At 40.7% G+C, this 18,979-nt stretch carries 19 protein-coding genes; 4 read left to right on the top strand and 15 right to left on the bottom strand.

What is annotated here, in order from left to right; all coding sequences use genetic code 11:
* Window positions 1-51 precede the first annotated feature (51 nt).
* Window positions 52-561: a SprT family zinc-dependent metalloprotease gene (locus ABXS85_RS02305; protein WP_353668443.1), complete on the bottom strand. Its 510-nt coding sequence runs from the start codon at window positions 559-561 to the stop codon at window positions 52-54.
* On the bottom strand, window positions 558-2,315 hold the full coding sequence (locus ABXS85_RS02300) for a RecQ family ATP-dependent DNA helicase (RefSeq protein ID WP_353668442.1): 1,758 nt from the start codon (window positions 2,313-2,315) through the stop codon (window positions 558-560). Before ABXS85_RS02300 ends, ABXS85_RS02305 begins: the two co-directional genes overlap by 4 nt.
* A 94-nt stretch (window positions 2,316-2,409) precedes the next feature.
* Between ABXS85_RS02300 and ABXS85_RS02295 the strand changes: the two genes are divergently transcribed.
* Entirely contained in the window at window positions 2,410-3,060 is a 651-nt protein-coding gene (locus ABXS85_RS02295; protein ID WP_353668441.1) for a YecA family protein, read from the top strand.
* Between the two features lie 290 nt (window positions 3,061-3,350).
* Here the strand turns inward: ABXS85_RS02295 and ABXS85_RS02290 are convergent, their stop codons facing one another.
* Genes ABXS85_RS02290 through ABXS85_RS02260 form a run of 7 tightly spaced genes read right to left on the bottom strand, consistent with a single transcriptional unit; the run spans window position 3,351 to window position 11,046 of the window.
* The gene (locus ABXS85_RS02290; protein ID WP_353668440.1) at window positions 3,351-4,490 is read right to left on the bottom strand and encodes a fused response regulator/phosphatase; all 1,140 of its coding nucleotides are present in this window, start codon (window positions 4,488-4,490) and stop codon (window positions 3,351-3,353) included.
* A gap of 32 nt (window positions 4,491-4,522) precedes the next feature.
* Window positions 4,523-4,825: an STAS domain-containing protein gene (locus tag ABXS85_RS02285; RefSeq protein ID WP_353668439.1), complete on the bottom strand. Its 303-nt coding sequence runs from the start codon at window positions 4,823-4,825 to the stop codon at window positions 4,523-4,525.
* Window positions 4,826-4,848: 23 nt separating this feature from the next.
* The gene (locus ABXS85_RS02280; protein ID WP_353668438.1) at window positions 4,849-5,154 is read right to left on the bottom strand and encodes a BolA/IbaG family iron-sulfur metabolism protein; all 306 of its coding nucleotides are present in this window, start codon (window positions 5,152-5,154) and stop codon (window positions 4,849-4,851) included.
* A gap of 10 nt (window positions 5,155-5,164) precedes the next feature.
* Complete coding sequence (locus ABXS85_RS02275) at window positions 5,165-8,581, bottom strand: SbcC/MukB-like Walker B domain-containing protein (protein WP_353668437.1); 3,417 nt, start codon at window positions 8,579-8,581, stop codon at window positions 5,165-5,167.
* A 9-nt stretch (window positions 8,582-8,590) separates the two neighbouring features.
* On the bottom strand, window positions 8,591-9,238 hold the full coding sequence (locus tag ABXS85_RS02270) for a DUF4194 domain-containing protein (RefSeq protein ID WP_353668436.1): 648 nt from the start codon (window positions 9,236-9,238) through the stop codon (window positions 8,591-8,593).
* Entirely contained in the window at window positions 9,238-10,629 is a 1,392-nt protein-coding gene (locus ABXS85_RS02265) for a Wadjet anti-phage system protein JetA family protein (RefSeq protein WP_353668435.1), read from the bottom strand. The genes ABXS85_RS02270 and ABXS85_RS02265 overlap by 1 nt, the downstream gene beginning before the upstream one ends.
* A gap of 39 nt (window positions 10,630-10,668) precedes the next feature.
* Window positions 10,669-11,046, bottom strand: coding sequence for a CbiX/SirB N-terminal domain-containing protein (locus ABXS85_RS02260; protein WP_353668434.1), 378 nt, complete (start codon window positions 11,044-11,046; stop codon window positions 10,669-10,671).
* Between the two features lie 299 nt (window positions 11,047-11,345).
* Between ABXS85_RS02260 and ABXS85_RS02255 the strand changes: the two genes are divergently transcribed.
* Window positions 11,346-12,257, top strand: coding sequence for a TIGR01777 family oxidoreductase (locus tag ABXS85_RS02255; protein ID WP_353668433.1), 912 nt, complete (start codon window positions 11,346-11,348; stop codon window positions 12,255-12,257).
* A 2-nt stretch (window positions 12,258-12,259) separates the two neighbouring features.
* Here the strand turns inward: ABXS85_RS02255 and ABXS85_RS02250 are convergent, their stop codons facing one another.
* The 6 genes from ABXS85_RS02250 to ABXS85_RS02225 form a co-directional block, all read right to left on the bottom strand.
* Entirely contained in the window at window positions 12,260-12,769 is a 510-nt protein-coding gene (locus ABXS85_RS02250) for a topoisomerase DNA-binding C4 zinc finger domain-containing protein (RefSeq protein WP_353668432.1), read from the bottom strand.
* 29 nt (window positions 12,770-12,798) lie between these two features.
* On the bottom strand, window positions 12,799-13,164 hold the full coding sequence (locus ABXS85_RS02245; protein ID WP_353668431.1) for a hypothetical protein: 366 nt from the start codon (window positions 13,162-13,164) through the stop codon (window positions 12,799-12,801).
* A gap of 44 nt (window positions 13,165-13,208) precedes the next feature.
* The gene (locus ABXS85_RS02240) at window positions 13,209-13,946 is read right to left on the bottom strand and encodes an HAD family hydrolase (RefSeq protein WP_353668430.1); all 738 of its coding nucleotides are present in this window, start codon (window positions 13,944-13,946) and stop codon (window positions 13,209-13,211) included.
* Between the two features lies 1 nt (window position 13,947).
* A complete protein-coding gene (gene hemH, locus ABXS85_RS02235; RefSeq protein WP_353668429.1) occupies window positions 13,948-14,937 on the bottom strand; it encodes a ferrochelatase in 990 nt (329 codons plus the stop codon).
* 102 nt (window positions 14,938-15,039) lie between these two features.
* A complete protein-coding gene (locus ABXS85_RS02230; protein ID WP_353668428.1) occupies window positions 15,040-15,861 on the bottom strand; it encodes a hypothetical protein in 822 nt (273 codons plus the stop codon).
* Between the two features lie 88 nt (window positions 15,862-15,949).
* Window positions 15,950-16,885, bottom strand: coding sequence for a chemotaxis protein CheV (locus ABXS85_RS02225; protein ID WP_353668427.1), 936 nt, complete (start codon window positions 16,883-16,885; stop codon window positions 15,950-15,952).
* Between the two features lie 116 nt (window positions 16,886-17,001).
* Here ABXS85_RS02225 and ABXS85_RS02220 point away from each other — a divergent pair, with 116 nt between their 5' ends.
* Together ABXS85_RS02220 and ABXS85_RS02215 are read left to right on the top strand one after the other, a co-directional pair.
* Window positions 17,002-18,189: an HDOD domain-containing protein gene (locus ABXS85_RS02220; protein WP_353668426.1), complete on the top strand. Its 1,188-nt coding sequence runs from the start codon at window positions 17,002-17,004 to the stop codon at window positions 18,187-18,189.
* Window positions 18,186-18,971, top strand: coding sequence for a TatD family hydrolase (locus ABXS85_RS02215; protein ID WP_353668425.1), 786 nt, complete (start codon window positions 18,186-18,188; stop codon window positions 18,969-18,971). Before ABXS85_RS02220 ends, ABXS85_RS02215 begins: the two co-directional genes overlap by 4 nt.
* Window positions 18,972-18,979: the final 8 nt, after the last annotated feature.

The following is an 18,979-nucleotide window of genomic DNA, read 5'->3' as shown; positions in this document are numbered from 1 at the left end:
GAGTAAATTGTGCATAAAATTCCATGATTTAGGCTTCAATTACCATCATATTTAGATTTGATTTACAAAGCTAAGCTTTTGTAAGCAAGTCTTACAACGATATTCCGTTCCTCGCATCACCTTATTGTGGCGACGGGCGGTAAATTCATGCTGCTGACACTGACAGGCGTATAAAAATTGCGTTTTTGGGGGTGGAACGTCAAAATCATGGGTTCTATCTGGTGAGAGTCCAAAGACTTTTCTCATCACAGCTTGCCACTCTTTACCATGAGGACGAACATTAGAACCGTATATTTGATACACAATGATATGAGCCACCTCATGTGGCACAACGGTGCTAAGAAACTTTTCTGGTGATTGTCGATACATAAAGGCATTAAAGCGTACCTCGTTTTTTTGCAAATGGGCTGTACCGGCAGCTTTGCCCCTTTGTTTTAAATTACATGAAGCACGCAGAAATGTGTGGCCAAAAAAAGCATCAGCACACTGAAAGCAGTGTTCAACCGATGCTTCTAGTATGGCTTGTTCATTTGGCGAGCTTGTGTTTTCTTCATGATTCATTGCAATACTGATGTCGACTGCTCTTGATGCAATAATACCAATAGTGACTCGGCAAAGTGATTTACCTCCTCAAGAGAAATTCCTACTAAACGGCTTAATGAGGCGGCGTTTTTAGGTTTATGTTGGCATATCTTACGCAATTGTACATCCGATAACGGCACAGATTTTCGATGACGCCAAGCAGATACCGTGTGCCAAGCCAGATGCTCATTGGACAATTCTGATTCGCTTAGCCTTGGGTAATAGAAATCGTTGGCAACAATAAGCTGAGCTTCACCTTTTAGTATCTGTCGTGCCTTTTCCGTTAGACGAACAAAAAACACTTGTGTATTTTCCAACTGAATGTATTCAAAAGCCAAAAGGTGTCGGATTACTGATTTCCATTGGGCTTCAGACAATTCTTTTCCTTGACCAAATAAAGACAGTTTTTCCGCTTGAATGTTTTTTGTGGCTTTGACTCGCTTGCCCAACAACACCTGAATTAAAGTTGAAAAGGCTTGCGTTCCTCGAGTGTGATAAATAAGTGACAGTAACTTTTGTGCTGCGATAGTGACATTATGTTCTTTTTGTTTGGCTCTACAGCGGTCACAATAACCACACTCCTCTATTTCTTCATCAAAATAAGCTAATAAACTTTGTTTTCGACATTGACGACTTTCAATTATGGCAAATAAGTCTCGTAATCGTTGTGCTTCGGTAAAGTAATCTCGTGCCTCTAAAGCAATTAATTGCTGGGCTTTGATCATGTCCTGCAAGCCATAGAGTAATAAGGTTTTAGCACTTTGATTATTACGTCCTGCACGTCCAATTTCTTGATAATAAGACTCAGGTGAACTGGGTAAATCCATGTGTATGACAAAGCCGATATGCGGAAGGTCAATACCCATTCCATAGGCAGTGGTTGCTACCATAATAGTACCAAGCTGTTCAGAAAAAATTTTATGACTGCTATTTTTAGCCTCGTCCTGCATGGCAGCATGATAGTAAACACTGCTGAAGCCAAGCTGATTGAGCCATTGAGATAATTGTTCGGTGCTATTGCGTGAACGACAGTAAATAATGCCTGAAAGGCCAGCAACTTCATGATGCAAAAAATATAGGATTTGCTGCTTCGCTTGTTTTTTTTGAGCAACTTGCAGCTGTAAGTTTGGTCGATCAATACTGCCTTTTAGCAACAAGCTATTATGTAAATTAAGTGACTGATTTATGCTGTTTAATGTGGTTTTATCGGCACTGCCTGTTAAAGCAACTATAGGAGGTGCCGGAAAGAGTTGTTTAATTTGGCCTAGTTGATTGTATTCAGGACGAAAATATCCCCCCCACTGTGCGATACAATGAGCTTCGTCTATGGCGAACAAGGCTATGTCGACACTTTGCAATAAGCCGATGACAGATGGTTGAATTAGCTTCTCTGGTGACAAGTAAAGAAATTTAATGTGATTATGTCGAATAGACCAAGTTAAGTCGTCTTGCTCCCCTGGATTTAGCGTGGAGTTTAGAAACCTTGCTTGTACTGATTTAAGGTTCAAAAATTCAACTTGCTGCTTCATTAAAGCAATTAATGGGCTGACGATAACAGCAACCCCCTCTTTTGCCAAACCAGCTACTTGATAAACAAGGGATTTTCCGCCACCAGTCGGTGCGGCCAGAACCACATCTCTATTATTAAGCAAGGCATCAATTGCTTCTTCTTGCAAGGGGCGATATGCAGAGAAGCCTAGTTGCTCCAAGGCAGATTGTTTATTTGCACTCATTCGCTCATTATCACTGATTTGCGAAAAATCTGCATCGATTTTTAAGGGGCATTTCGCTAGAATTCTCAGCTAAATTCAAATTAGGAATACACACATGGCTCACCAACCTCTTGATGATCTTGAACTGGAAACATTAGAAGATTTTTTAGATTCTGACCTGGTTCATGAAGAATGCCAAAACTTTGTGATGGCTCACGGCTTTCTGACAGCCTTGTCAATTTGTCCTGTGACTATCAGTGAATCAAATTGGCTGCCTGTAGTGTTTGAAGAAACACCTGAATTCGAAAACGACAAGCAACAAAAGCAAATTACGCAGTATCTGTCTCGTCTTTTTATTGATATTCAAAAAGAGCTTGAGTCAGAAGACGGTTTTATCTTGCCATGTGCTATCGAAATGGGGTCTTCTCCTGAAGAACTAAGCGAGTTGCAAGAATGGGCCACAGGTTTCATGGAAGGTGTTTTTATGACCGAAGCCCAATGGTTTGAATCAGAGAAAGAGGAAGTAGTAGCTGAGCTTTTGCTTCCCATCATGGTTGCCTCAGATCTTTTTGATGACGATGAAGTCATTGATATACGTTCTAGTGAAAAGTTAACGCTTTCCTGTATCGCCCAAATTCCAGAGGTGATGACCGATTTATTCTTGGTATTACGTACTGAGCCAGAGAAAAAATCAGTGGCAAAAAATGCGCGCCAGAAAAGCAATAAAAACAAATCTTCTAAGAAAAATAATCGTAAAAACAGTTAAGGAAGGTACGAACAAGTCCACTGACTTCAGCGTGTGGATAACTCTCTTTTATTCGAGGCAAGTTTCGCTGTCCAATATTAAACATATTGGCAAGAAGCTTAACAAAGAATAAAGAGAGCTTAGACCACGCCCTTCGGGTCTTTCAGAGAAACGGCCTCTCTGTGTTAAGAGTGATTGAAAGGTATTAACATTCCTGCTCACTCTTGCCTTGATAGACCGTTTCTCTGATAAGACTGATGTTCAGAAGACTTATTCGCACCTTCCTTAAGTAAGACGTATTCGCACCTTCCTTAAGTACGCAGTGCAACCAAAGTAATGTCGTCCAATTGCACTGCTTCTCCTAAATATTCTTCAAGATCATTTTCCATTTTAGTTTGTGCGGAAACAAGATTCTTATCTTGATAATGCAGGTTAATCAATTCATTGGTTTTCTTATCACCAAGCATTTGATTTTCAATATTTTTTAATTCCACAACCCCATCTGACAATATCACTAGGGTGTCATCTGAATTAAGGTGGTTGGTTTTTAGGCTAGGGTCGAATTCACACGTCGATTGGACTCCCAAGGGCATATGACAAGATTGGATAAAATCCAATTCACCATTTTGTCGGCGTATCACCGCATGCGGCATACCTCCTCCCCAATAGCAAAAATTCCCATCAGGACTTAATAGCAACAGATAGCCAGCACAAAACATGTAATCCGGCAAAAGACTATAAAGAGTTTTATTAATTCGAATGGCCAATTCACTAAGACCAGTCAAATCATCCACGGCATCAAAAAAAGTTTGCATAACAGGTAAAGCACCTATCGATGCAGGTAAGCCATGACCAGTAAAATCACCAACGAAGACTAATCTAGAGCCGTCCGATCGTTTTTTGACAAGAGCCAAATCACCATTAAAGCTGGCGGCCGAAATGCGCGTAATGGCAACTTGGTTAGAATTTTTCTCGCTACGAGTTTGAATATGATCCAGAACTTGATGAGCCATTTCATGCTCACGTTCAATCATGTCTTGGAAAAAAGTAAGCGCTTTATTTTTCTTATACATCTCTTTAACCAATGCTACATGTCGCATATGAGTTTTAAGACGTATATTAAAGAGCATTTCATCAAAAGGCTTAGGTAAAAAATCGTCAGCGCCAGAATGGAAACACTGATCCATAACCGATTCAGATGTGTGTGAGGCCAAAAAAATCATGGGGACAAAGCGTGTACCGCTTAGTTTCTTCAGTTCTTTGACCAAATTTAAGCCTTTTCCCCCTTTGACTATCACATCCATAGTGACAATATCAGGTGAAAAATCCATGAAAGCAGAAATGGCCTCAGTATAAGAACCTACTGTCATTACTTCGAGGCCCTCCTTCTGCGCACAGAGTGTTAGTACCTCACGATAAACTGGTTCACTGTCTATGCATAATAGTTTCATTCGTCCCTTTTGTATGATCTTAAAGCGTTTATCTATATGATCTTAAAGCGTTTATCAAAGCGAGAAATCATTAAAATGTTTTTAATAAAAGTGTTTGCGCCCTGTAATTCAATTTCCTGATGATCCGGGATGGCATTGCGCATACTGAGTAGCATACCTAAAGCTGCGCTGTCTAAATACTCGACAGAAGACATATCGATTATGTAGCGATCATACGACCCATTCAAGTCTGAATAAGCTTCACGAAAATCATTAAATAATGAAAAATCAAAGCTACCGATTAGGCTAATAGTAACCACTTTTGTCTTATCGTCTTGTATAACACTAATACTCATTTTATTAGAGTAACGCTTAGACGTTACTCACCTCCGTGACATTTTGGTGATAGCGGCGCATTTTCATTCCGCTTTTGCCATTCTTCTATTGTATATGGATGCAGTGCGAGAGCATGTATCAAATGCATTTCCTCATGCAGCACTGAATAAATCTGCTGATGCCTTTGTACCGCTCTCTTACCGATAAAGTCATCAGATACCAGTATGAGTTTAAAGTGCGACTCACTGTCCAGCGGCACATTATGCATATGACTTTCATTCAACAAAGTCATATGATGAACAGCAAAGGCCTCAGTCAAAACCCCTTCAATTTGTTGCTGTATCTTCATGCATTACTCATTAAGCTAGGGTTAATAAATTTTCAGATTGCCCATTTAACAAAACTTGGCCTTTCTCTTTAGGATACGCCACATCAATTGACACCGCACCCCCTTCTCGCCATACACTGATAATGGTATCCATATTGGCCGCCATAACGGCTCGTTTATCATCTGGTGCGGCGGCTATAACTTGCAAACCAATATCTTTCATAAAGCCCATACAAGTCGAGGTTTTCACCATATCAATCTTATTGAAAGCTTCATCAAACATAGCCAATGAGAAGCCCCCTACAATATCGCCATCCATGGTTTCATGTAAGCGGTAAGTAGTAGACAAAGCGGCTGCGATGGCCAAATAAAACGGAATTTGGTGCTCACCACCCGATCCAGTTTGGATACGCTGACTCAATGTGGTCTTCTTATTACCTTCATTATCTAAGATATCGACTTCAAAGTTATAAAATTTACGGTAATCGGCTAAATCTTGTTGCTTTTCTTCATCTGAGATCAAGTCTTGAATGGCTTCGATCGCGCGAGCATGTTCAGGATCATTGCTCATTTGAGGGTCAAATAAACCACCGACATTGGCTTGATCTTGTACGCTAAAGCGTTCAACTAAATCCAGAATGTCTTTCATGTCACCGTTAGGGTAATAGCGGAACTGATAAATCTCTTGGTTAAATGGGCGACGTTTCAAACTGTGGTTTAACTCACGAATAATGTGTGCCACTTGATCAAGGGAGTCTTTCAACTTGGAGACGTAATCTGAACGGAAGGTTTCTTCTGCTTCACGGCGTGCAATTTCCGCTCTTTTAGCGTACTTGGCCAATTCGGTTTCGCTTAACACATCAATTTGATAAGACACGTAGTGCTCGAACTCTTCAAACTTAGACTCTAAATAATCGAGTTGGTTATCATCGTCTAAGCTTGCTTGATGGTATTTAGCGTAATGATCAGCCACTTCTTTGCGAACTTTCTGATCAAAATTACGTGCTTTTTCACTGGCCTTTTCCGCACGACTGATGGCCTCTTTATAAATTGCGGCACCATGAACCATACTGCTTTCGAGTAAAGCATAACGTTCACTGGCAAATTCTGCATCGTACTTAGGGTTCGATGTCAGCTTAGTACGCTCTTCATCTAACGCAGCAAGGGCAGTACTTAACTGAGTTTTTTGCGTGTTTAAAGCACCAAATTGTTCAGAGATTTGCTGGCGTTCACGATCCAGTTTTTTCTGTTCTAACTCAACATTGGTGATGCGTGACTTTAATTCTTCGATGCGTTCTTGTAAGTCGGTGTCATCATGTTCTTGTAACTGACTGATTTCAGCATTAACGCTTTCCAGTTCTTGTCCTAGACGAGTAACAGCGTGACTGGCATTGCCCAAGCTATCGAGATCAAATTGATTGTTTGCAATCACTCGACCTAGCAAAGAATCCGCTTGCTCCAAACGTTGATCTGACTTAAGTAATTCAGCTAATTCATTACTGAGGTTTCTTAATTGCTGTTCACGGGACTCGCGCATACCTTCCGTGTTGATACCTACCATCATATGGGGCACAGAACGTATGGTCGAAATTGTCCCAGAAAGCTTTAACATACCATCCGCAGTCATTGCACTGTCTTCGCGCAACAATTCACGCTCTGTTTCAACTGGCTTAATGCCACCGAGACGGCGATTCAAATAGGCTTGAGCGTGATCATTATTGCAGCGAATGAATTTCAGTGCGGAAGTATGGTCACCACGGTTTAGCCATAGACGGGTCTGTGTGGTATCAACGACACGACAGCCCATTAGCTGACGACGATGGGCTCGAAAAATACGAATCGCTTCTTCTGCGTCTTCGGGTTCAACAATCAGAGCTTCACGCTGAGCGCCTAAATACCCTTCAATGGCATCTTGCCACTTAAGCTCAGTTACTTCTGCTAAGTGACTAAGTGGTGTAGCGGTAATATTTGCTTCTTTCAATAAAGCAATTAGACGCTTAGTATTTTGCGATAATGGACTGATGCCCCCTTTTAATGAGGACACATCCGATTCTAATTGCTTACATTCGTCCTTCAAGTTGAGGATGCTGCGATTCAATTCAGAACGCTGACCAAATACTAAAGACTTTTCTTTGTCTAGGGCCTCGTTTAATGCGGCTAGTTTTTGCGTTAGTGGTTTTAGGTTGCCAAGAATACGGCCATCTTCCGAGATGACTTCTTCTAATTGGCTGAGTTCTTTTGCCAATTCTAATGTGTTGTTAGAAACAAGCTCACTGAAACCATCTAGGGCTTTTAACAGAACGGCGAGTTGACGTAATTGCAATATGGATTTTTGGTCTTGTTTGCCTTGTAGCTCAATCAGCTTCTTATTTTGTTCAAGTTGTTGAAGCTTTAAGCCTACGTCAGAATGTTCATATTGTTGCTCGAGTCTAAGCAACTGGGATTGCAGTTGTTTTAACAAGCTTGACTGGGTTGCCAGTTCTTCTTCAATTTCTTCTTCACGCTCTTTTTGAAGGTCGTACTGATCCTGTATGTCATCTTGTTTACTACCCAGCTCGTCAAAACGTGCTTCTGTGGCAATCCATTGATAGTTGATGGCATTTTGGTCGTGTTGATGTTTTTTCTCGCAATCTTGTTGAATCAGTTTCAGGTCATCAATGCGCTTAGACACTTCAAGGGTTTTTGCTTCAAGTTGGCGATATTCGTTCAAAGATTTTTGATAGGCACCGACTTGTAGTGGCGCTTCTGCTAGTACAAAATCCTGAACAAATCGTGTTGGAGAGGCAATTGGCACAAATTTCAACGCGTTCTTAAAGTTTTTCAAGAAACTATCAATGGTAATTAATTGATCCGCACTTGGGCTAAGTTCTTCTAAATAGCGATTAATGTATTGTGTAGCGGATGCACTACCAGATTTGATGTATGGGTCTAAACAGACTTTCTTTAGGGCTTCACGAACTTCAATCCAGGGTTTGGCTTGATAACTTTTGCCCTGCATAGGGTCGATGAAATCGGTTTTTCTAGCGCCGAAGTTAGGTAATACAAAACGGCCCAATACATCTTCTTCAGGGGACGCCAATGATGCACTTAAAGTTAACCCAACAGTGGATTCTTTTCCGGTCACACTGTCTTCAAAAACCAAGGCTAGATAACAAGTGGCATCTTGTCTTGGCTCCGTACCAAACATTTTTGCATTGGTTTGGCCTGAATCAATCATACCCAATATATAGGAACGAATACTACGCCCACTTGCTTTGCCATCATTAGCACTGGCATTGTAGTTCAAATGACGCTTACTGGCGCCGGTTAGTACGGTCTGAATAGCGTCCAACAGGGAAGATTTACCAGAACCTGTAGGACCTATAATCGCAGTATTACCACGAATACTAATTTCTTCTGCACCAAGCAGGTACCAATTCACTAAAACAATTCGATTTAACTTTTTCATTTTCAGGCCCTAGTCTTGGTTGATTTCAGATGTGAGTTCAACATCGCTTTCATTGCTTTCCGTGTCATCGTCATCAGGGTCTGTACCATTAAAAGACTCTAATTGTCTTAGATACGCTTCTGTCACAATCAAACGCACCACAGGTGTGATGTTGATTATTTGATTTTTACTGTCTTCTTCGTATGTCTTACCGCGTATGATCACACCATGACGGCTAAAGAGAGATAAGATATCTTTAAAACGTGTTTCACTGGGGATTTCACGTTTTACTAGGTGTACAAATCGGTCCAAAATTGTGTGGGTATTGGTAGCCACAAAACCGTTGTCAACTTCAAAATTTTCCACCTTTTCTTCATAAATTTGACGCAGTACGAGTAGGAAGAGTGTTTCGTCTGTTTTTAATCGTACGAAGGCTTCTCGTTGAATTGGTAAGACGCCAGCCAAACGCTCATTTTCATTTATATAAAGTTTCATGCCCAGAGCGTCAAAAAGACGATCAAAATACTCTTGGTAAGACTCAAGTAGTAGGTAATGTTTACGTTGTCCATGTTTATATGCGCTGGCAAATTGATTGGCAATGACATAGTTAGCAGTCTGTTGGAATTCTTGCGCATCCTTTCCTGACTCTTCAACGACCTTTTTTAATTCTCTAAGCATTACGCTTCGCTCCTACGTACGACATTGAACTCTCGGCATTCAACGAAATCATGAACATCTAAATATTGATCGGTAAATTGAATTTCAAACACATTTTCCAGTTTCTTTGAGTTGACGCCCAACGAGCCTATGTAGCGCAAATGGTCAAAGCATACAAAATCTTCAACTGAATTAATGGTGAATTCCAAGATATGTTTTTCTTTTTCCGCCGCCATTTGTTTCTCTAAGTAAGTTTGCATCTTAGCAACCGTCACTTGACGAGCTTCATGGAAACGACGTTGTTGATCGCGGAATTTAATCGCATCGGCAGACACTTCAGCTGGTGTCATGATTCGTGGTGGTGGCGGCTCTCGACGCTTAGTCGGCTGTGCTGCTGAAGACATTCCAACAAATTTTGCACCAATCACTTGTGTTAAGCTTGGCAAGTGATCGTATTCTGCCACGTCGCTTATTATTCCGGCGATTTTCGTCGCCATACCGGGACGAGAGCTGTCCATATATCGTGCCGTATCAGCGGCACGTTTTTCAAGTCGATAGCGATATTCATCAATACGTTCAAGACGTTGTTCAATATTGCTAAAGGTTTGCATAATATCACGACAATCCCTCTCTACCATGACTTGGGCTTCGGCCATAGTGATAACCTGTTGGTCGACATAACATTGGGCTACCTGCCCCAGGGTTATTGGATTAGAGAGGAATTCCTGTGTCAATTCGAGGATTTGACGACGAAAACGGAATGGATTGTTGCTGGTCTTAATGGTTTTGTAATCGGCAATTAAGATACCTTCTACAAATAATTCAAAAAAGCCAGAGACTATGGCCTTAGGATCTCGGCTCGCAAAGAGTTCTCTTTGTAGACTACGTATACCTAGAAGAATTTGGTTCAAGTGGGCTGAGAATTCACGAGCAGCTTCGGCGGATTGTCTTAAAGTAACACCACGTTCTTTGGGGTGTTTCGCTACGGCTTCTAGATTGCTCAAGATACTTAGCACCGTTGCACCATAATTACGTTTACCGTGACGGCTAATTTCCACCAGAGATCGTAGCAGCATAGAGATTTGCGGAGTCATCAACACACTAACACGATACAGTTCTTGTTCTTCTACTAGCCAGCCGGTATTGACCAAACGATGATATATACGTAATGCATAATCGTGAATTGTCTTAGGTGAATCAAAGGACTCTTTTTGATCCTCATGCCATGACAGAGTATCCAATTTATGAAGGGTATCTTCTATCGATTCTATGATGGTGGATTTGTCCTTAATAGGATCCTCAGCGTGATCATAGAAAACATCGGCTAAATCAGATAATACCGCCTCGACAAGAGCCTTATTCGAACCGCTTAATGCCTGAAAAATCTCATCTGGCAAATGGCTAAACAGCATAGCATTGGCTCCATCTCATCACTAAAAACAATTGCATTCTCATTCCTTACCTAAATATCCAGCTATCACACTTTCCATGGCTTGCTTTACTATGTCATCGTCACCGACTGGTGGTAATAACACGATATTACGCTGTTCTGATTGAAGCTCTGCTATTTGCGCAGGTACGTCTGAACGCAAATGACGTCCAACGGCTAAAAATAATGGCAAAACCGCTACTGATGTTACTTCAGGGGCGAGAGCATGTACGACGTCTTGTAAAGACGGCGTTGTTAACTCCATATAAGCCAAACTGGTGTTGTCTTCACCATACAGTGCAGTAACGCGTTGATGCAGGGTTTCGAAAGGTTCTTTCCAAAGAGGGTCAGGACTTCCGTGTGCAAGAAGAATGATGTGATCGTATTCTTTGCGTTGCATTATCTTACCTAATAAATCGAACTAACGACCATTTTAGCCATCCTATTCAAGAAAAAGAAGGTGCCACGTAAAAAAACGTTAAAATGCTTTAACAACATACCAATAAGCCCTTCTAAGCTTATGCCAATAAAGGCATAACATATTGATTAAAAAGAAGTATTAAAAGAGTCGACCGAGCTAGACATAAATACTACAGACCTAGACATGAACAGAAGTGAATCTGTTTTAATATGATCCAGTTTCCATTTTGATGCGTTTCTACTAGATTTTAAGACAGGCAAAGAGAAAAGGCAGCTAAGATGAATATTCTGATCACAGGTGCGACAGGTTTCATAGGACAATCACTTCTGGAAGAGCTGATTAGTCCTAATGCCAACATCTATGCTTTAGTACGCAAGAAGTCCAAAAAACTCTCCGACCAGGTAAAACAGATCGATTTTTCCGCTTTATCTCAATTGGACTTTACTTTCGATGTTTTTATTAATCTCGCTGGGGAAAACATTGCGGCTAAACGTTGGACCCGAAAACGCAAAGAAGCCCTGATCAACAGCCGCGTCAACCTTACCCATCGGGTGTTTGATTTGCTGCATCAGGTACCCAAAACCATTATATCTATGTCTGCGGTTGGTTTTTACGGACCAAGCAACCAAATGGATTTAGATGAAAATAGCCCTACTCAGCCTGGTTTTGCACATGAGCTTTGTGATTTATGGGAACAAGCTGTAACCAGCCACACTAATGATGAAACACGATTAGTTATTCTTAGATTGGGTGTAGTGTTAGGAGATGGTGGAGCGTTAGCCAAATTACGCCTGCCATTCCGCTTAGGTCTAGGCGGGCCTATTGGTAGTGGCAAGCAATGGTTCAACTGGGTTCACATTGAAGATGTGAAAAAGTGCATTTTAAATGCGATGGAAGACCCAAATTTCCGTGGTATTTATAATTTGGTCGCCCCCAATAATGTGACACAGGAAGAGTTTGCCAAACAATATGCAAAAGGTTTAAATCGACCTAGTATTTTATGGACCCCTTCATTTGTTCTGCAAATGATCTTCGGTGAAATGTCAACTTTACTAACCTTAGGACCAAAAGTATTGCCTTCTCATTTACAGCAACAAGGCTATGAATTTATCTACCCGGATTTGGTGCCTGCATTAGAAAATATTGAGGCAAGTCATAATGCCTACCAGCAAGAGCTCAATTTGAAGTGACCTCACCGCTTCTTACGTAATACTGGCAGTCCTTTGTCATCATTTAACGTATTGGTGCATTTAGGATAGTTAATACAGCCCCAAAAATAGCCGTTCTTACTTTTTTTTCGCACCAAATAATGGCCACAAACACGACAGGGGTACTTTTTAGTAGCAGAAGGAACGCCATTATCATCTTCTACTGTCACTTTACAGTCGGGGTAATTTGAGCATCCCCAAAACACATTGTCTTTAAATTGTTTGCGCCGTAACGGCGATTGGCAAGCAGGACAGAGATAACGCTTTGCCCTAACAGGTATGCCATCTTCATCATTAGCAGTGTAATCACAACTTGGATAGGCTTCACAGCCCCAGAATACGCCATTTGATCCATTGCGTTTTTGCAGATAGCTTTGGCACTTCGGACAACGGTAACGCACCTGAGCAGCCGCTATATGCGCGTCATCTTGCTGAAGAAACTCTTCTTCCCAATGGTTGTCTGGAGGATGTGTCGAATCCTTATCTTGAGCCATGCTTATCGATTACACCAATATGATAAAAGCTAATCCTTAAAACAAAGTGCAGAATCTTGCTGACACTGTGCTTCTTCTTTTTGAAATAGATTTCGAACGTTATCTGCTCCATGTCGGGCCACTTCGGCGGTTTCTGCCCCCACCTGTTTCATGGCTTGCCATACGTCAGAGCTAATATCAGCGGCTTTATCGCCTGCTATGGAACCGTGATGAATGATTTTATCTCCCAAATCATTCGCGGTGATTGAGGCTTTATCTGCGAATTCAACAGCCGCCTGCTGGGTTTTATCCCACATATCCGCAGCACTTTCTTGCGCTTGCTCAACATTGGACGCTGCCGCCAGAGAGGAGGACATGAATAAAATTAGGCATAAGGATATTAGTATTTTTTTCATCATTTTCACTTATCAAGCAGAAAAAAAGTAGCAACACATTTTATTTAAACAGTGGCAAAAGTGGTCGACTCATGTTGATTGATAAAAGTCAAAATATCACCAGCCTCTTTCAATTGAATCAAGTTGTCGTATTCAGCGAGCACTGCGTCATCTACTTGTTCATGAGCCCATGTACTGTGATAAGGAATATGTATGGCTTGACAGCCAATATCTAACACTGGCAGCACGTCTGATTTTAATGAATTGCCTATCATTAAAAAATCTTCTTTTTTTATCTGATGACGAAGCAAAATCGATTCGTAGGTGGCCGCTGTTTTATCACTGACAATTTCTATCGCATCAAAGTAATCAACAATCCCTGAACGTGCTAATTTACTTTCTTGATCCAATAAATCACCTTTGGTAATGACGAATAATTTATGCTCTTTCTTTAGCGTCTTCAATACGTTTTCAATATTGGGTAAAACCTCAACCGGCATAGCAACCATGCATTTGGCTAAAGCGATAATTTCGTGAATTTCGCTGCCAAGAATTCGGCCTTCCGTCAGCTCTATCGCTGTTTCTATCATAGACAAGGTGAAGCCTTTGATACCATAACCAAAATGTTCAAGATTTCTAATTTGCACTTCAGCTAAGTGTTCGCGCACATAAACTTCATCATGATATGGTGACAATAAATGAATGAATTCATCTTGTGCATTCATAAAAATTTCTTCATTTCGCCACAAGGTATCATCGGCATCAAAAGCTATGAATTTGAAAGCTTGGCGATTCGTAGTCATGTTAAGTCCAATTTTTTATGTGTTCTTCAATTAAGCTCATGTATAAGGCGATTTGATCTGAGCTGTCATTCAATGCAGGAATGTAATCAAATGCGACGCCACCATGTTGTTTGAATTCATCACCTAATTCCAGCGTAATTTCTTCCAAAGTCTCGATACAATCGATTGAAAACGCAGGACTAATAACATTAATTTTCTTAATGCCCATTTCCGGCATGGCTCGTAAGGTCTCATCAGCGTAGGGTTTTAACCACTCTTCACGGCCAAAGCGAGATTGATAAACATGCGTCCAATCCTGATCGTCCAGCTCTAACTCTTCAGCGACTAATCGACTAGTCAGTTCACAACGACGCTGATAAGGGTCGCCTTTGCCGACATAACGCTTAGGAATGCCATGATAAGAAAAGACCAGATGACGTCTCTCTCCTTGTAATTCCCATTGTGCTTTTACCGAATTTGCTAAGGCAGTGATATACAATGGATGATCAGCGTAATCTTCCAACAAATGCAATTCAGGCCAATGCGGACATGATTTTAATGAACGCATTAGGCGATCGTATGCTGCAGCGGTTGTCGTGGATGAAAATTGTGGATACATAGGCAGTACCAAAATTTTATTGACCCCCTGTTCGCGCAAACTTTGAGCCGCCTTTTCAACACTAGGATTGCCATAAGTCATGGCCAACTCAATGGCGATCGGCATTGGAAATTCTTCCGTGAGCTGTATCTTGAGTTTGTCTTTTAGTCTTTGACTTAGTACCAATAAAGGCGAACCATCGTCCATCCATACTTGCTGATAGACCTTAGACACTTTTGGTGGTCTTATGGTAAGAATAATAAGATTTAGGATAGGTTTCCAAAGCAATGGGGTTAGATCCACAACCCGACGGTCAGATAAAAATTCTCTCAAGTAGCGCCTTACCGCCCCTGTTTCTGGGGCATCTGGCGTACCAAGATTCATCATTAAAACGCCAATATTATTTTTTTTCATGGAATTAAACCCTTTAGAAAATCCTTGCTTATTATAGGCCAACAGTAAATTAACAAGGTGTAAAAACACGTTATTTTACGGTCAAATGACTTCTTTTACTTGCTAAAACCAAATGCGTATCAAACAGATAACCAGATACAGAATGATACAAAAAGAAATGAATTTTTTTTCAAAATCATTAATTGTCCAAGCTGGAAAACAAGCCGCAATAAAAAGTCCAGCGGCCAGACTCATAGAAATGGGCAAACACACTAAACCAGCAAACCAATCCATTGACACATTCACATCAATGAATACGGGTTGTACTGCTGGAAAAACAAATCCTATCATTGCCGCAAAACAAACAAACACACTTAGTCCATTTTGATTGTCAGGCTGATGTGAGTCAGCCCCATCAAGGACACTCTTTGAGACAGTATGGCAATCATCAGCAAAAAGAACGGCGCCTGTGCCTAAAAACATTCCTAGCGGCAAAGGTTTTAATGCTTTAAGCCACTTATTGACGTGTGAATGTAATATGACGCTTCCATTAACATGGCTAATTAATCTATAGGATTGAATCAAGAGTAAAGAAAAAAGAAATACTGACAAGACTATAATCAGTACTTTGTAGGACAATATACTCACTAACTGCGCACCAACAACTGCCCCCATAGAAATGCCTGGAGCGTATTTAAACACCAGTTTTTGGGGCTCTACATGACGCAATTTTTTTAACCATACATAGAGGCAAACAGGCAAACACGCCACCAGCACACTGGCCAATAAATAGGGATAAAAGCTCGCCAGATTAATGCCAAGCACGGGTAAGAAGAAATAACCGCAAGTAAGACTTAGAATAGACCGTGAGATAGGTGTGTAACGATTAATAACGCCCGCCATGACACCAATAAAAAAAAACAACACCGAGAGTTTAATGATCATTAAATCAGGTCAATTGAAAAGATAAATAAGAGAACAAAAGCCATATTAAACAGATTTAGAGGGCCAAATGCCCTCTCATCATTAAACATTATTCTCGATGAACAACGCTACGGATACGCTCTTGAATTAAGCTCGCCAATTTATCTGGCTGGAATTTTGATAAAAAATCATCACACCCTACTTTTTGTACCATGGCTTTATTGAAGCTACCACTCAAGGAAGTATGTAGTACAATGTATAAATCTTTAAGACGTGCATCTTCACGAACTTCCCTCGTCAATCGATAGCCATCCATTTCTGGCATTTCAGCGTCTGTTATCATCATTAAGAGCTTATCTGGTACGGTTTCACCTTCGTCAGCCCATTTCTTTAATTTCTCAAGGCCACGCTTACCATCCGTTGCTGTATGGACTGTAATGCCCATAAAATCCAATGTTGAACGACATTGAGCCAAACCAACAGAGGAATCATCAACAACTAGCACTTCTAAACCTTTCGCTAGAGCCAGAAGATCATTATCGATTACTTCATCACTTACTGTACTGTCATAAGGTGAAATTTCAGCCAATACTTTTTCTACGTCTATGATTTCAACAATGCGATCGCTTACACGAGTGATGGCAGTCAAATAATGCTGACGTCCTGCCCCATCTGGTGGTGGTAAAATCTCATTCCAGTTCATATTGATAATGCGATCAACCTCACCCACCATAAAGCCTTGTACCGTATTGTTGTATTCAGTAACAATAAGATTGCAAGATTCATTTCTCTCAATGGGTTTCATACCAATGGATTCTGACAAATCAATGACTGGAATAGTACGATTACGGAAATGTGTCACTCCCGCAACAGAGGGATGACGATGTGGCATTAAGTTGAGTTTTGGTAACTGTACGACTTCTTGAACTTTAAAGACATTAATTGCAAACATTTGCATTCCGCCGAGTCGGAACATTAGCAATTCTAAGCGGTTCTCACCTACCAGTTTGGTTCTTTGGTCTACAGCGTCTAACATGCTCGCCATACATCACTCCACACAATTTTCTAATTAAGGCGTTATTCCATTATAACCATGATATTGCATTCAGCTATGGCTTACAGTATTTTTTTGTGACGTCTTTCTTTACGTAGGGAAACAAAATGAATCACGATGAAGTACTTTTCTGCCAAAAAGCTGTCGTTAATCAAAGATCCCAGACCGTTGCTTATCAGCTCTTATACCCTGATACTAACTTATACCAAGATGAAAAGACATTCATAAGTACATTGTTTGTTGATATGGATCTGAATGAAATCATTCAGAATAAACTCGGTTTTTTTGCTATCCACCCTGAACAATTATCGACTCTTCCGCAACTTAACGATACTCAGATTGTTTTGTTTATAGATTGCCAGGGGTTAGATCAAGATAAGTATTATGATGTTCTATTAAATGCACGCTTTGCTGGCTACCAATTGGGATTGATAAACCCATGCGCCAATAGCTATGAATCAGATTTCATCAATGTTTTTTCGTATGTAGAATATGATTTAGAGAAATGCACGCTTGATGATATTCTGAATTTTACCGAACAAACCGAGATCGCCGCAAAAAATATATGGATTAACAATATCCATAAAGCCCATGATTTTGAAGTATTGAAAGCGGTTTTGCCAAATGCCAATTTTAGTGGCCCATTTATTCGTAAAATATCCAAAGTCACTGGCAAGCGAATATTTGCTTACAAAGACATTTTGATTGAGTTACTTGACCATCTCAATAATCATGAAACCTCTCCGCGGTTACTGGCAGATTGCATAGAACAGGACCCTACCTTAACTTACCGTATTATAAAACTTACCCATACAGCGCGATATCACAGTCAATTTAATGTTTCTAATGCCCAACGTGCAGTTGAGATTATTGGGGTCAGAGATTTGGTGAAATGGCTAGGACTGGTGATGCTCAACAGCGTCTCAGGAAAGCCCGATTGCTTGTTTTCTATGGCTGTTTCAAGAGCTTACTTCTGCCAAAACATTTGTGCTACCTTGTTTCCTAAATTGGAAGGGGCATTTTTAGTAGGCTTATTTTCATATTTACCCAGTTTTTATGATGAAGACCTCAACAGTCTTTTAAAAGATCTGCCTCTGGATGTGAATATCAAAAAGGCATTGTTGGAATACCAAGGGAATTTAGGCGGTATTTTAAGAATGGTGGAAGCCTATGAGTCAGGACGTTGGGAAAAGATCCCTTTTGATCAATTGTTGAGCAAAGGAATCAGTAAAGACGTGTTGAAAAAAATCTATGTAGACAGCCTAATTGACACAAAAGATATGATACAAGCATGATAGATATTGGTGTAAACCTTAATCACTCACTCTTTTTAAAGGATCTAGAAAACACAATTGATGAAGCGGCTCTTGAAGGCGTCAATGGCATGATATGCATCGCTTCAGACTTGGAAGAAAGTCATTTACTAGGACAATATAGCCAGTCCTATCAAAACCTCTGGCAAACCATTGGCTGTCATCCTCATCAAGCCAAGACTTGGCAATCCAGTTCCAAACAAACACTAACAGACTTGATTGAGCGACTGAACCCTGTGGCAATTGGCGAAACAGGTTTGGATTTTAATCGTAATTATTCTACTCCAACACAGCAAAGATTCGTATTTGAACAGCAAATTGAGTTAGCTGAACAATACTCTTTGCCTTTATACCTTCATGAACGTGATGCTCACCAAGAAATGATCCAGTATTTACGGCAATGTCCCGAGGTGGCAAAACATTCCGTTATTCACTGCTTTACTGGCTCAATAAAAGAACTGGATAACTATCTGGCCCTAGGTTTACATATAGGAATCACAGGCTGGGTATGTGATGAACGACGCGGTGCGGACTTACAAGCTGCGGTGCCTCACATACCTTTGGACAAGCTTTTGCTGGAAACGGATGCGCCCTATTTATTACCTCGTACCATTCGTCCAAGACCGAAAAAAAATCATCCCAAATATTTGGCTTATGTTGCAAAACAGGTGGCAGAATTGCGCAATATGGATCTGGACGCTGTCATAAAAGCCAGTGTGGACAATACCCAACGTGTCTTTAACCTAGTTGTTAAAGCAAAATAGTTCTCTAG

Source organism: Marinomonas sp. THO17 (assembly GCF_040436405.1).
Classification (GTDB): Bacteria; Pseudomonadota; Gammaproteobacteria; order Pseudomonadales; family Marinomonadaceae; genus Marinomonas.
The sequence above is the reverse complement of the archived record's forward strand: the minus strand, read 5'-3'. Positions and strand labels throughout refer to the sequence as shown.

What these genes read in the sequence shown, in the direction of transcription:
- ABXS85_RS02305 (WP_353668443.1), bottom strand. Translation starts at nt 561, where the DNA reads ATGAATCATGAAGAAAACACAAGCTCGCCAAATGAACAAGCCATACTA.
- ABXS85_RS02300 (WP_353668442.1), bottom strand. Translation starts at nt 2,315, where the DNA reads ATGAGTGCAAATAAACAATCTGCCTTGGAGCAACTAGGCTTCTCTGCA.
- ABXS85_RS02295 (WP_353668441.1), top strand. Translation starts at nt 2,410, where the DNA reads ATGGCTCACCAACCTCTTGATGATCTTGAACTGGAAACATTAGAAGAT.
- ABXS85_RS02290 (WP_353668440.1), bottom strand. Translation starts at nt 4,490, where the DNA reads ATGAAACTATTATGCATAGACAGTGAACCAGTTTATCGTGAGGTACTA.
- ABXS85_RS02285 (WP_353668439.1), bottom strand. Translation starts at nt 4,825, where the DNA reads ATGAGTATTAGTGTTATACAAGACGATAAGACAAAAGTGGTTACTATT.
- ABXS85_RS02280 (WP_353668438.1), bottom strand. Translation starts at nt 5,154, where the DNA reads ATGAAGATACAGCAACAAATTGAAGGGGTTTTGACTGAGGCCTTTGCT.
- ABXS85_RS02275 (WP_353668437.1), bottom strand. Translation starts at nt 8,581, where the DNA reads ATGAAAAAGTTAAATCGAATTGTTTTAGTGAATTGGTACCTGCTTGGT.
- ABXS85_RS02270 (WP_353668436.1), bottom strand. Translation starts at nt 9,238, where the DNA reads ATGCTTAGAGAATTAAAAAAGGTCGTTGAAGAGTCAGGAAAGGATGCG.
- ABXS85_RS02265 (WP_353668435.1), bottom strand. Translation starts at nt 10,629, where the DNA reads ATGCTGTTTAGCCATTTGCCAGATGAGATTTTTCAGGCATTAAGCGGT.
- ABXS85_RS02260 (WP_353668434.1), bottom strand. Translation starts at nt 11,046, where the DNA reads ATGCAACGCAAAGAATACGATCACATCATTCTTCTTGCACACGGAAGT.
- ABXS85_RS02255 (WP_353668433.1), top strand. Translation starts at nt 11,346, where the DNA reads ATGAATATTCTGATCACAGGTGCGACAGGTTTCATAGGACAATCACTT.
- ABXS85_RS02250 (WP_353668432.1), bottom strand. Translation starts at nt 12,769, where the DNA reads ATGGCTCAAGATAAGGATTCGACACATCCTCCAGACAACCATTGGGAA.
- ABXS85_RS02245 (WP_353668431.1), bottom strand. Translation starts at nt 13,164, where the DNA reads ATGAAAAAAATACTAATATCCTTATGCCTAATTTTATTCATGTCCTCC.
- ABXS85_RS02240 (WP_353668430.1), bottom strand. Translation starts at nt 13,946, where the DNA reads ATGACTACGAATCGCCAAGCTTTCAAATTCATAGCTTTTGATGCCGAT.
- hemH (WP_353668429.1), bottom strand. Translation starts at nt 14,937, where the DNA reads ATGAAAAAAAATAATATTGGCGTTTTAATGATGAATCTTGGTACGCCA.
- ABXS85_RS02230 (WP_353668428.1), bottom strand. Translation starts at nt 15,861, where the DNA reads ATGATCATTAAACTCTCGGTGTTGTTTTTTTTTATTGGTGTCATGGCG.
- ABXS85_RS02225 (WP_353668427.1), bottom strand. Translation starts at nt 16,885, where the DNA reads ATGGCGAGCATGTTAGACGCTGTAGACCAAAGAACCAAACTGGTAGGT.
- ABXS85_RS02220 (WP_353668426.1), top strand. Translation starts at nt 17,002, where the DNA reads ATGAATCACGATGAAGTACTTTTCTGCCAAAAAGCTGTCGTTAATCAA.
- ABXS85_RS02215 (WP_353668425.1), top strand. Translation starts at nt 18,186, where the DNA reads ATGATAGATATTGGTGTAAACCTTAATCACTCACTCTTTTTAAAGGAT.